Raw genomic sequence first — 12,347 nt, forward strand, 5'->3', positions numbered from 1 at the left:
GCTCAGCGGAGGACCCGGTCGAGCACGCGGGCGCCGGCGTGGCCGTCGTCCTGCGGGCAGTACCGGGCGGCGAACGCGGCGCGCGCGTCCCGGAACCCGGCCTCCAGCGCGGCGGGGTCGCGCAGCGCCTCGACGACGTCCTGGGTGGTGGCGAGCAGCGGGCCCGGCGCCTCGGCGTCGAAGTCGAAGTAGAAGCCGCGCACGTGGTCGCGGTAGCGCTCCAGGTCGTAGGTGAAGAACACCATCGGGCGGCCGGTGACGGCGAAGTCGAACATGGACGACGAGTAGTCGGTGACGAGCACGTCGCTGATGAGGAACAGCTCCGAGATGTCGGGGTAGACCGAGACGTCCATGACGCAGTCGCCCGGCCGCAGCCTCGGGCGGTCGGTGACGAGGTAGTGGGTCCGCAGGAGCAGGACGTGGTCGCGGCCCAGCGCGGCCCGGAACCTGTCGATCTCGAATTCGAGGCGGAACGCGCGCTTGCCGATCGCGTGGTGGAAGTCGTCCCGCCAGGTCGGGGCGTACAGGACGACCCGCTTGCCCTCCGGGATGCCGAGCCGCCGCCGCACCGCCGCGGCGATCTCGTCGCGGTGCGGGCTGCTCAGCACGTCGTTGCGGGGGTAGCCGCTTTCGAGGACGTCCCCGGTGTAGCCGAACGCGCGCCGGAACAGCGGCACGGAGAACGCGTTCTGGGCGAGCAGGAGGTCCCACTGAGGGACGTCGTACTCCATCCAGTCGACGCCTTCGGTGCGCTTGAAGGGCATCTGCTTGACGTCGTACCCGAGCTTCTTGAGCGGCGTCCCGTGCCAGCACTGCACGTAGGTCTGGTCCTCGCGCTTGATGAACCAGTCCTGCTGCGACCAGTTGCCGAAGATGTAGCGCGCGCGGGCGAGCGCCTCGTAGTGCTCCCGCGTCCCGGCCAGGACTGTGCGGGCACCGGAAGGCTTGCCGAACTGGCCGTTCTCAGTGACCCACACGCATTCCAGGTCCGTTTCGCGCCGCCGCAGCTCGTCGTAGATGCCGCGCGGGTTGCACGAGTACTGGCGTCCCTTGTAGGCGTCGAACACGGCGAGTTCACGGACGGGCAGGTTGAGATGGCGCCGGTAGTGCCCGGACCGTATGCGGCTCTGCGCGTAGGCTCCGCGCTCGTCGTCGTCCAAGGCCGTCTCGACGCGCAACTGCAACTGGTCGGTCTTCTGGGCCCGGACAGTGATCCGGTGCAGGCCGGCCTCGAACGGCTCGGGCAGGTCGCGGAGGCTGTGGCGGCGGACGACCACCGGGCGCTCCTGCCCCCCGACGGCGGCGAGGGCGTCCCAGCGTCCGGAGACCAGCGGGCGCGACAGCCCGAGCACCGGCATGCGCGCGGGCGAGAACACCGCGGTGAACCGGTCGTCCTCCCAGTGCAGCCTGACGGCGTGCTCCTCGCTCGACCGCCGCCGCCGGAGGATCAGCGAGTCGGGCTGCCCGATCCGGTCCGAGCACGTGCCCGCCAGGCGCAGGGCGCCCTCGGGCGACCACGACACCTCCTCGACGGCGAGGACGCGGCCGCGGGACACGATGCGCAGGGTGCCGCGCCGCGTCCTGGCGATCTCCAGTTCGCCGCCGGGGACGGGGAAGGCGGCCCCCGCGGGGTCCTCGTCCAGGTACGGGCGGATTCCCTCCGTGAGGGCGATCTCCCAGTCGCCCTGCCGCCGGGCCAGCCCGGCGACCGGCAGCCGCGCCCGGAACCCGTCGGCGCCGACCGGCTCGACCGGCCCGAGCACCGTGGCCCGGCCCGCCCTCGGGGTGGCGGTGACGCGCGGCTCGTCCCCGAGCGGGACGCGGGTCCAGCCGTCCAGCCACAGCTCGCCGCCCTCCAGGTGGCAGCCGACGACGGCCGCCGGCGTGCGGCGCACCTGGATCACGAACCGGTTCCTGCCCGTGACGCCCTGGACGAGCACGCCCGGCGCGCACTCCCGGTCCCGCGGCCACTGCCGCCCGGTGAGCCGCGGGCCGGCGAAGGTCGACCGGCGCCGCAGCCCCCGGTTGACGATCTCGACGCACGGCACCCAGTCGACGTCCCGCCAGCGCCCGAACATCCGCAGCGCCGACGGGTCGATCTCCGCGACGAAGCCGGACCAGTCGTAGGAGACGTTCGACTGCCGCGACCCCGCGGTCACGTCCGGCCTGCGGACCCTCCGGACGGGGACGCGCATGAGGCCCCGCTTGTTGGCCGCGACCAGCCAGACCCGGATCCGGGACCCGTCCTCGCTGGAGGCGTCCAGATGCCGGACGTAGGCGTGGCCCTCCAGACGCAGCCGGCCGTCCGCCCAGGTGGCCCGGTCGATCGCCGCGACCGGTTTGAGCTCGTCGGTGACGTCGTACACGTGCGCCGGGACGCCCCTGTCCTCGTCCTCGAAGAACGGGTACTCGGCGTACCAGCGGTGCCGCAGGCCGCGCCGCACGCGCGGCGCGTCCGCCGCCTGGCGCAGCTGGACGAAGCGCAGCACCTCCAGAAGTTCCGGCAGCATCCGCCGGCACAGCAGGTGCAGCTGCAGGCGGGTCAGCGCGGGCTGCCGCTTCAGGACACGCGCGCTCACCTGCCGGGCCAGGGCCGCCCCCATGGCGACGAGTTCCCCGCGGTTCTCGTCCTGCGTCCTGGGGAGGGCCTCGAACAGGACGCGAAGCTCGATGGGGATCAGGACGTGCTCGTCGTAGGCGTTCAGGAGCTGCGGCGCGTAGTCGGCCAGACCGTCCCGCACGACCCGCGCGGAGCGCATGCGCTGGCTGAAGTTGTCCCAGTCGTAGCGGTCCTCTGTGATGGACCCCGGACGCCTGCGCCAGAAGTAGACCGTCTCGCTCAGGACGTCCACGGAACGGGCCAGGGCGTGCGCGCGCGCCGTGACAGGCGGGTCCTCGTAGTAGCCCGGGGGGAACTCCAGACCGGTCCGAGTCCAGAACGCACGCCGGTACACCTTGTTCCACGGCGTCCGGTCGCGCATGAGCATCGGCATGGACGACACATGCGTCTTCGAACGGGACTGTGTGAACACGCCGTCGTGCAGGTGGGACTGCCAGATCCGGTCGTCGTCCATCCGCTGGACGTTCCCGGACGCCAGGTCCGACCCGGTCCGCTCCAGGGACGCGACCAGCCGCGCGTACGCCTCGCGCTCCACGACGTCGTCGGCGTCGGCGAACGCCAGGTACTCGCCCCTCGCCTGCCGCACGCCCGCGTTGCGGGCGGGCCCCGGGCCCTCGTTCTCCCGCGTGAGCAGCCGGAACCGCGGGTCCCGGCCGCACATGTCCTTGGCGATCACGGCGCCGTTGTCGGTGGACCCGTCGTCCACCATGATCACTTCAAGGTCGCCCAGCGTCTGGCCCGCCAGCGATTCCAGGCATTCCTGGAGGTACTCCTCGGTGTTGTGGAACGGGACGACCACGCTGAGCTTCGGGGACATGGGGCCTCCTCCTCGCCCCCGAGCATGGTGACGTCACGCCTCCCCACGAACGCGCATCGCGATTGCGAGGCCGTCCCCTGACGCAGACTTGACCTCACCTGGCCGCGGCTTGACCCCGGCGTTAACCCGGACGATCAGGCGGGGCGGATGCCGGGCGCCGCGCCCGGCCCGGCGACGCCCGACGCTGCGGCGCCCGACTCCGCCATGCCCGACTCCGCCCAGGCGGCGCGGATGCTCGCCGCGAGCGCCTCGAACTCGTCCGCGCGCGGCGACGTCGACCGGAAGGCGAGGCCGATGCGGCGGAACGGCGCCGGGGCGGCGAACCGGTGCAGGCCGAGGTTCGGCGCCCGGCGGGTCTCCACGGGCAGCGCCGTCTCGGGGACGAGCGTCACCCCGAGGCCGCCCGACACGAGCTGGACCAGCGTCGCCAGGCTCGTGGCGTACGTGGCGGCGGCGGCGCGCGCCCCCACCTCCCGGCAGACGTCCAGCGCCTGGTCGCGCAGGCAGTGGCCCTCGTTCAGCAGGAGGACGTCGAGGTCGTTGAGCGCCTCCCGCGCGACCTCGGTGGCCCCCAGGTCGAACCCGGCCGGCGCGACGAGCACGAAGTCCTCGTCGTACAGCGGCAGCTCCGTCACGCCCGACGCCGGCACGGGAAGCGCCAGCAGCACCACGTCCAGGCGTCCGGCGAGCAGCTCCGCGACGATGTGGCCGGTCTGCTCCTCGTGGACGGACAGTTCCAGGTCGGGGAACTCCTTGGCGAGCCTCGGGAGGACGACCGGCAGCAGATACGGCGCGACGGTCGGGATGACGCCCACCCTGAGCGGCCCCACGAGCATCCCGCGAACGGCCTGGACCTCCTCGACCAGCCGGTCGAGTTCCGCCAGGACGGTCTCGGCCCGGCGCGCGACCCGCTCCCCCGCCGGAGTCAGCAGCACCTTGCGCGTCGTCCGCTCGACGAGCTGCGTCCCGAGACCTTCCTCCAGCGCCGCCACGGCCCCGGACAGGGCGGGCTGGCTCATGCGCAGAGCGGCGGCGGCGTCACGGAAATGCAGGTACTCGGCCAATGCCAGGAACGCCCGCAACTGGGCCACCGTCGGTCTGCTGATCCCCATCCTGCCGCCGACATTACCCAACGACGGTCACGCACCGTGACTTGTCCCAGGTCGAGGCGGCGTGGGATTTGCCACAGCGGGCCGGGTCAGCGGATGGGCAGGCGGTCCGGGTGCGGGATGGGGGCGCCGGGGTCGGCGACGCGGGCGGTGAAGGTTCCGTGGAAGCCGAACGGGATGTGGTGCGGGAGGTGGAGGGCCGCGACCGGAGAGAGGTCTCTGGCGTCCAGGATGGTGAGCCGCGAGCGGTGCTCTGCGGCGAGGTACACCACGGTTAGGAGCCACCCGTCGTCCTCGGCGGAATCCGGCGCGCGGGGCACGAAGATGGGTTCGCCCACGTAGGTGTGCGGTCCGGCCTCGTGCGACTGCGTGTGGCCGGTGTCGTTGTCGACTTTCAGGACGGTGTCGTACGCGCCGCTCGGGCCCGTCCGTCCCGTCATGTAGGTGTAGCGGTGCCTGCGCGTGGAACGGCGCCAGTCGTACTGGGGGAACTCGCCGGGCCGGTCGGACAGCGGCGTCTCGATCACGCGTCCCGCCGGGGTGATCCGGTAGCGCATCAGCCTGCTGGGCGGCAGGTCGGTGAAACGCGCGCGGAAGTCGGACAGGTCGCGCCTGATCGCTTCGAAGTCGTCGAAGAGCACCAGGTCGACGACGGTGTCGGCGCCGTCCTCGAAGGCGTTCGCCACGTGGACGTGCACGAGCGCCTCGTGCTCCACGATCCGCGCGGGCCCGCCGTCGCGCGGCACCAGCACGAACCGCGTCCCCTTCTCGGGACGGTGCCGGATCGCGTCGAACACCGACGCGCCGCCGCCGAACATCGTGCGCAGGTCGAACATGTACGGGTCGAGGACGAAGACCATGTGCTCGGTCGTCAGCGCCACGTCGTGGTTCCACGGCATGTTCGGCATCGGGACCCGGGCGAGACGCCGCAGCCGGCCGCGCCGGTCGACCTTCCAGCAGTTCAGGGACGGCAGCGGACTGAGATCCTGGCCGAAGTTGAACATCTCGCCCGTCACCGGATCCCACTTCGGGTGGGCTGAGAACGCCTTGAGCGCGCCGCGCAGCCGTCCGTCGAAGTCGTAGGTGCCGAGCGTCTCCAGCGTGTCGGGGTCGAGCCGGTGCGGCGGGCCGCCCTCCCACAGGGCCAGCAGCCGGCCGGCGTGCAGGGCGATGCCGGTGTTGGCGGGGTTCGCCGGGCCCTTCCCCTTCACGAAGTTCGCCCAGAAGCCGCCGGGAAGCGGCGTCCCGACGCCCGGGCGGACGGGCCCGGCGGAGACCAGGCCGTGCTTGAACTGCGGCGTCCGGACGTACCGGTTGCGGAACCGCACGGACCGTCCGTCGAACGCGAACTGCGAGACCATCCCGTCGCCGTCGAAGAGGTGGTGCATCAGCGTCCGCCCGACCTCCCACTTGCCCGGGCCGATCCGGTACAGCGTCCCGGTGAGGCCGGACGGGAGTTCCCCGTCGATCTGGTCGACGACGTAGTCGTGCTCGCGCATGAGCGGCGCGAAGACGCGCGCCATGTCCGGCGCACCGTTCGGGGCCTCGCTGATCGGAGGTGACGCGGTTTCACCGGCACCGCGCTCTGGGACGTCGACTCGGGGCTCTGGATCGCTGGAGCGGGGCACGGGGGCCTCCCCATTTGGCTACGCGTGTTGCCAGAAAAGTAGGTTCTGGCAACGGCTGTGTCAAGATTGCGGCGTGAGCTCTCGCCCGTACGGCGGCGTGACCGCCGACCGCCGCCGCGCCGACCGCCGCACCGCGCTCCTGGACGCGGCCCTCGACCTGCTCGCGGCGGAGGGCGTCCGGGGGACGTCCCTGCGCGCGGTCTGCGCGCGCGCCGGCCTCAACCCGCGCTACTTCTACGAGAGCTTCACCGACCTGGACGCCCTGCTCACCGAGGTCCACGACCGGATCGTCGCGGAGATCGCCGAGGCCGCCGCCCGCGGAGTGGCCGCCGCCGGGCCGGGCGCCGACCTGCGCACGACCGTCCGCTCCGCCGCCATGGCCGCGCTGGACACGGGCCGCACCGACCCCCGCAGGATCCGCGTGATGCTGGTCGAGGCGGCCGCCAGCCCCGTCCTGCGGGCGCGCCAGCACGCGGCCCGCCGCGACTACACCCGCCTGGTCGTCCAGTACGCCCGCACGTTCTACGACATCCCGCCCGACGCCGACGCGCGCCTGCACTTCATCGCCACGATGCTGGTGGCCGGATGGAACGAGAACCTCATCGGCTGGCTGGACGGCGAGATCCAGACGTCCCTGTCCGGTCTGGCCGACCTGTTCGCCGACGCCGCGGAGGCCCTCGCCACCCACGCCGCCGCCCGCCCTCGGGAAACGGCCGCCCCGGAACGGCCGGCCTCGGGATCGGCCGGCTGAGCAGAAGCCCCCGGAAAGCGGCGGAGAATGACCGCCGCGGAAATTCGGCCGGAAGTGAGCGCGCCGGAAACGAGCGTGCGCTTTTGAGGTATTGGTCACTAGATGCGTATTGTGAGGCCAGGTGGCCCTACACTGGCTCGCTACCGAGCGTGAAGACCAGTTGGGGCGAGTCGGTGTGACGTACATCTACCGTCCGGCTCGCCACCGGCGCCACTCGACCCTTCTCTCGCAGGTCAGAGAGCCTTGCGCGCTATTGATAAGAAACTCCTATCGATCACTTGTGATCGATCGATTTCTCTTGGGAAACGGGTCGCGGCACGCTGAGTGACACGGCCGCCGCGGCGGAAGCCGGCGGCCCTCCCGCGCCTCTCATGGCGAGGCGACCCCTTTTTCATGATGAAGGAGCATGCGTGCTTACTGTCGGTGACAAGTTCCCCGAATACGAGCTCACCGCCTGCGTCTCGCTGGACGCCGAGAACGCGTTCGAGACGATCAACCACAAGTCCTACGAGGGCAAGTGGCGCGTCGTGTTCTTCTGGCCCAAGGACTTCACGTTCGTCTGTCCGACGGAGATCGCGGAGTTCGGCCGCCTCAACGAGGACTTCGCCGACCGCGACGCGCAGGTGCTCGGCGCGTCCGTCGACAACGAGTTCGTCCACTACGCGTGGCGCAAGGACCACCCGGACCTGCGGGAGATCCCGTTCCCGATGCTGTCCGACCTCAAGCGCGAGCTGTCGGAGTCGCTCGGCATCCTCACCGAGGACGGCGTCGCCCAGCGCGCGACGTTCATCGTCGACCCGAACAACGAGATCCAGTTCGCCATGGTGACCGCCGGTTCCGTCGGCCGGAACGTCAAGGAGGTCCTGCGGGTGCTGGACGCCCTGCAGAGCGACGAGCTGTGCCCCTGCAACTGGAACAAGGGCGAGGACACGCTCGACGCGGCCAAGCTGCTCGCCGGAGCCTGAGCCCCGAGCCGGGCCCGAACCGGCGAAGTCCGACCACGGACAGACGGCGGCCGGCCGCGCGACCCGCGGCCGGCCGTCCGCACGAAAGGACGCATGATCATGAGCGTTGACGCGCTGAAGGGCGCCCTCCCGGGCTACGCCAAGGACACCAAGCTCAACCTGGGCTCGCTGACCTCGACCTCCCAGCTCACCGACCAGCAGCTGTGGGGGACGGTCCTGGCCTGCGCCCTCGCCACGCGGAGCGCCGTCGTCATCCGGGAACTGGCCGAGGACGCGGGCGACAACCTGTCCGCCGAGGCGTTCGAGGCGGCCAAGGGCGCCGCGTCGATCATGGCGATGAACAACGTGTACTACCGCGCCACCCACCTCATCGGGGACGAGACGTACGCGACCCTCCCGGCCCGGCTGCGGATGTCGATCATCGGCAGGCCCGGTGTGGAGAAGGTCGACTTCGAGCTGTGGTGCCTCGCCGTGTCGGCGATCAACGGCTGCGGGCGGTGCCTGGAGTCGCACGAGAAGGTCGTCCGCGAGGCCGGCCTGTCGCGCGAGCTCGTCCAGGAGGTGCTGCGGATCGCCGCCGTGGTGAACGCGACCGCCGCGACGCTGGACGCCGAGGCAGCGCTGGCCCCCGCCGCGGTCTGACGGCCGCCCCGGCAGGCGGGCTCGACCGCCCGGTGGCAGGCGAAAGGCCCGGACGGATTCCGTCCGGGCCTTTGCCGTGCCTACGTGGCCGTGCCTACCTGGCCGCCCCTACTCCCACTCGATGGTGCCCGGGGGCTTGGAGGTGATGTCGACGGCGACGCGGTTGACCTCGCGGACCTCGTTGGTGATGCGGGTGGAGATCCGCTGCAGGACGTCGTAGGGCAGCTTCGCCCAGTCGGCCGTCATCGCGTCCTCGCTGGTCACCGGACGCAGCACGATCGGGTGGCCGTAGGTGCGGCTGTCGCCCTGCACGCCCACCGACCGCACGTCCGCGAGCAGGACGACCGGGAACTGCCAGATGTCGCGGTCGAGGCCCGCGCGGGTGAGCTCCTCGCGGGCGATGGCGTCGGCGTCGCGCAGGATGTCCAGGCGGTCGCGCGTGACGGCGCCGATGATGCGGATGCCGAGGCCGGGGCCGGGGAACGGCTGACGCCAGACGATCTCGGCCGGCAGGCCGAGCTGCTCGCCGAGCGCGCGGACCTCGTCCTTGAACAGCGTCCGCAGCGGTTCGACCAGCTTGAACTGGAGGTCCTCAGGGAGGCCGCCGACGTTGTGGTGCGACTTGATGTTGGCCGCGCCGGTGCCGCCGCCCGATTCGACCACGTCAGGGTAGAGGGTCCCCTGGACGAGGAACTCGACCGGTTCGGCCGGCTCTCCGGCGGAGCCCGCGCCGCCGTGGACGATCTCCCGGGCCGCCTCCTCGAACACCCGGATGAACTCGCGGCCGATGATCTTGCGCTTCTCCTCCGGGTCGGTGACGCCGTCGAGCGCGGACAGGAAGCGCTCCTGGGCGTCCACGACGTGCAGGTTCACCCCGGTGGCGGCGACGAAGTCCTTCTCGACCTGCTCGGGCTCGCCCTTGCGCAGCAGGCCGTGGTCGACGAACACGCAGGTCAGCTGGTCGCCGATGGCGCGCTGGACGAGCGCCGCGGCGACGGCGGAGTCCACGCCGCCCGACAGCGCGCAGATCACCCGCTTCTCCCCGACCCGCTCCCGGACGGCCTCGATCGACTCGTCCGCGATGTTCACCATCGTCCAGTTCGGCCGGCACCCGGCGCCCTCGTAGAGGAAGCGCCGCAGGATCTCCATGCCGTGCTGGGTGTGCAGGACCTCGGGGTGGAACTGGACGCCGAAGAAGCCGCGGTCCAGGTCCTCCATGCCCGCGACGGGGGTGACGTCCGTGCTGGCCGTCACGGTGAAACCGGCCGGGGCGCTGCTCACGAAGTCGCGGTGGGACATCCACACCGCCTGCTCGTGCGGCAGGCCCGCGAACAGCATGCCGGGGGAGGCGACCGCGACGGTGGCGCCGCCGTACTCGGCGACGTCGGAGTTCTCGACCGTCCCGCCGAGGGCCTGCGCCATCACCTGGTGGCCGTAGCAGATGCCGAGCGTGGGGACGCCGATGTCGAACAGCCCCTCCGGCACCACCGGGGCGCCCTCGGCGTACACCGACGCCGGGCCGCCCGAGAGGATGATCGCCTTGGGCCGCTTGGCGAGCATCTCCGCCGCCGGCATGGTGGACGGGACGATCTCGCTGAACACATGGCACTCGCGGACCCGTCGTGCGATCAGCTGCGCGTACTGCGCGCCGAAGTCGACGACGAGGACGGTGTCAAAGGACTGGTCTGCGACCACCAACTATGCCTTTCGCCCGGCCGGAAGGGACTCCCAGTCTACGGGCCGCTGCCTGCGCCGACGCGCCCGGGCCCGGGCGTGATCGTCACTGGGGGCGACCCTCCTATAACGGTCGGCATCCATTTACCTTGATCACACGCACAGGTTGACTCCGGTCTGATATCAGTTGATGACGCGCTGTGTTCGGTGAAGTGTCGTTTCTCCGAAAACGCCGTGCTCGCCGGAACGCCGTCCCTAGGAGTGCCGTGAAGCTGCTCGCCGCCGCCGCTCTGCTCGCCGCCCTCGTCCCCGCCGCGCCTTTCGGGCAGTCCGCACCGTCCGCGAGCACCGGGCCGTCCGCGCGGCCAGGGCACGAGAGCCGCGGCGACGACTGCGCGCGGCCCCCGGCGTCAGCCGAGGCACGCCACCGGACGGACGGCCACCCCCGGGACCGCATGGATCTGAGCCCCGCCGAGGCCGCCGCCGTGGAGGCGCGCCTGAACCGGATCCTTGACGGTCTCGGCCAGGGCGGGCACGGTCCCGGCAAGGGGAGGCACGGAGCCTCGGAGAGCGCGAGCCTGCGCAGGGCCGCACAGATCAGCATCCCGGTCTACTTCCACGTGATCCACGCCGGCGCGAAGGGCAACGTGTCCAGCGCGATGATCCAGCGTCAGATCAGCACCATGAACACGTCCTACGGCGGTGGAAACGGAGGCGCGAACGCGCGCGTCTCCTTCACGCTCAAGGCCGTGAGCCGCACCGACAACGCGGCATGGTTCGGCGACCCTGAACGCTACGAGGGCACCTACAAGCCGAGGCTGCACAAGGGCGACAAGTCGTCGCTGAACCTCTACAGCACCTACATCGGCGGCGACCTGCTCGGCTGGTCGACGTTCCCCTGGAAGTACAAGTCCGAACCCCAGATGGACGGCGTCACCATCCACTACGCCAGCATGCCCGGCGGTTCCATCGAGAACTTCAACAAGGGGTTCAGCGCGACCCACGAGGTCGGGCACTGGCTGGGGCTCTACCACACCTTCCAGGACGGCTGCAGCGGAGAGGGCGACCGCGTCGCCGACACTCCCGCCGAGCGCGACCCCACGAACGGCTGCCCCTCCTCCAAGGACACCTGCCCCACTCCTGGAGAAGACCCGGTGCACAACTACATGGACTACAGCTACGACACCTGCATGACGTCCTTCACCCCAGGCCAGGGCACCCGCATCCACAACGTGTGGACGGCTTATCGCGCCTAGCGCGTCTTCCCGCCTCCGGCCCGGCCACGGTTCTACCGGGAGGCGGGCTTGAGGCGGGTGGCGGGCTTGAGGCGGGCGGCGACTTCCGGGGGGAGGTAGCGGAGGGCCTCGCGTAGCGTGACGCCTGAGACCGCGTCTACGCGTGGCTCGACCCAGGCGGCCACCCACTCCGGGTCTTTCTTCGCCAGTTCCCGGAGCACCCAGCCGAGGGCCTTGCGGATGAAGAACTCGCGCTCGCCTATGAGCGCGTCCCCGTAGCGGTCGACGCGGTCGAGATCGGGGCTGCCCGCCCTGACGCCCGGCAGGAGCGCCAGCATGGCCGTGCGCCTCACCCACATGTCGGGATCGGCGACCCACGCGTCCAGGACCGCCGCCAGCTCCGGGTGGCGGAAGACCAGTGCGCCGACGACCTTCTCCGCCAGCTGGTCGATGTACACCCAGCTCGTCGAGTCCCGGACGAGGCGTTCGGCCAGAGCCACGTCACGCGGCTCCAGCAGCGCCACCCGCTTCATGAGGACCTCTATGGCGGCCATGCGGGCCTCGTGGACCGGGCGGCCTTCCTCGGTGACGTCCCAGAGGGCCGCGGCCAGGGCGACCAGTTCCCCCCGTGTCGGCTTGCTCTTGACCGCTGACAGCGCGACCTTGCGCAGCGCGGGCACCGGGACGCCGATATGGACGAAGTCGCTCTTCAGGTAGCGCTTCTCCCCTTCGGCGCGCACCGGGTCCGCCTGTGCTGCCAGCTCGGCCAGGATCCGCGCCGCCTCGCCCTCCACGTCCATGGGGACACGCTACGCCGCCGCGCTACGGCGCCGTATTCAGCATTACCTATTCCTGTTCGTCCAGGTTTGCTAAAGACGCACTCTTTGTTCGCATCCACCCTGGTTC

The 12,347-nt window shown here is 71.1% G+C and carries 9 protein-coding genes; 4 read left to right on the forward strand and 5 right to left on the reverse strand.

Annotated elements, in window-relative coordinates; all coding sequences use genetic code 11:
- Nucleotides 1-2: 2 nt before the first annotated feature.
- From BKA00_RS23580 to BKA00_RS23590, 3 genes are all read right to left on the reverse strand, one after another.
- Nucleotides 3-3,437, reverse strand: a complete 3,435-nt coding sequence (locus BKA00_RS23580) for a bifunctional glycosyltransferase/CDP-glycerol:glycerophosphate glycerophosphotransferase (protein ID WP_185028358.1) — start codon at nt 3,435-3,437, stop codon at nt 3-5.
- Nucleotides 3,438-3,571: 134 nt separating this feature from the next.
- The gene (locus BKA00_RS23585) at nt 3,572-4,549 is read right to left on the reverse strand and encodes a LysR substrate-binding domain-containing protein (RefSeq protein WP_185028360.1); all 978 of its coding nucleotides are present in this window, start codon (nt 4,547-4,549) and stop codon (nt 3,572-3,574) included.
- Between the two features lie 86 nt (nt 4,550-4,635).
- Nucleotides 4,636-6,069 carry a carotenoid oxygenase family protein gene (locus tag BKA00_RS23590; RefSeq protein ID WP_185028361.1) on the reverse strand — a complete coding sequence of 478 codons (1,434 nt, stop codon included), beginning with the start codon at nt 6,067-6,069 and terminating at the stop codon, nt 4,636-4,638.
- A gap of 178 nt (nt 6,070-6,247) precedes the next feature.
- On the opposite strand from BKA00_RS23590, the gene BKA00_RS23595 reads away from it, so the two are divergent.
- The 3 genes from BKA00_RS23595 (at nt 6,248) to ahpD (ending at nt 8,532) form a co-directional block, all read left to right on the forward strand.
- On the forward strand, nt 6,248-6,925 hold the full coding sequence (locus BKA00_RS23595; protein ID WP_185028363.1) for a TetR family transcriptional regulator: 678 nt from the start codon (nt 6,248-6,250) through the stop codon (nt 6,923-6,925).
- A 410-nt stretch (nt 6,926-7,335) separates the two neighbouring features.
- Nucleotides 7,336-7,890: a peroxiredoxin gene (locus BKA00_RS23600; protein WP_276530155.1), complete on the forward strand. Its 555-nt coding sequence runs from the start codon at nt 7,336-7,338 to the stop codon at nt 7,888-7,890.
- 99 nt (nt 7,891-7,989) lie between these two features.
- Nucleotides 7,990-8,532 carry an alkylhydroperoxidase, AhpD family gene (gene ahpD / locus BKA00_RS23605; RefSeq protein WP_185028367.1) on the forward strand — a complete coding sequence of 181 codons (543 nt, stop codon included), beginning with the start codon at nt 7,990-7,992 and terminating at the stop codon, nt 8,530-8,532.
- A gap of 108 nt (nt 8,533-8,640) precedes the next feature.
- On the opposite strand, the gene guaA is transcribed toward ahpD, so the two are convergent.
- Complete coding sequence (guaA, locus tag BKA00_RS23610) at nt 8,641-10,227, reverse strand: glutamine-hydrolyzing GMP synthase (RefSeq protein ID WP_185028369.1); 1,587 nt, start codon at nt 10,225-10,227, stop codon at nt 8,641-8,643.
- A gap of 245 nt (nt 10,228-10,472) precedes the next feature.
- On the opposite strand from guaA, the gene BKA00_RS23615 reads away from it, so the two are divergent.
- On the forward strand, nt 10,473-11,462 hold the full coding sequence (locus BKA00_RS23615) for a zinc metalloprotease (RefSeq protein ID WP_230298917.1): 990 nt from the start codon (nt 10,473-10,475) through the stop codon (nt 11,460-11,462).
- 32 nt (nt 11,463-11,494) lie between these two features.
- Here BKA00_RS23615 and BKA00_RS23620 read toward each other — a convergent pair whose 3' ends face one another.
- Nucleotides 11,495-12,241 carry a DNA alkylation repair protein gene (locus tag BKA00_RS23620; RefSeq protein WP_185028373.1) on the reverse strand — a complete coding sequence of 249 codons (747 nt, stop codon included), beginning with the start codon at nt 12,239-12,241 and terminating at the stop codon, nt 11,495-11,497.
- Between the last annotated feature and the right edge of the window lie 106 nt (nt 12,242-12,347).

The sequence above is a fragment of the Actinomadura coerulea genome (assembly GCF_014208105.1).
In the GTDB taxonomy this organism is placed as follows: Bacteria; Actinomycetota; Actinomycetes; order Streptosporangiales; family Streptosporangiaceae; genus Spirillospora; species Spirillospora coerulea.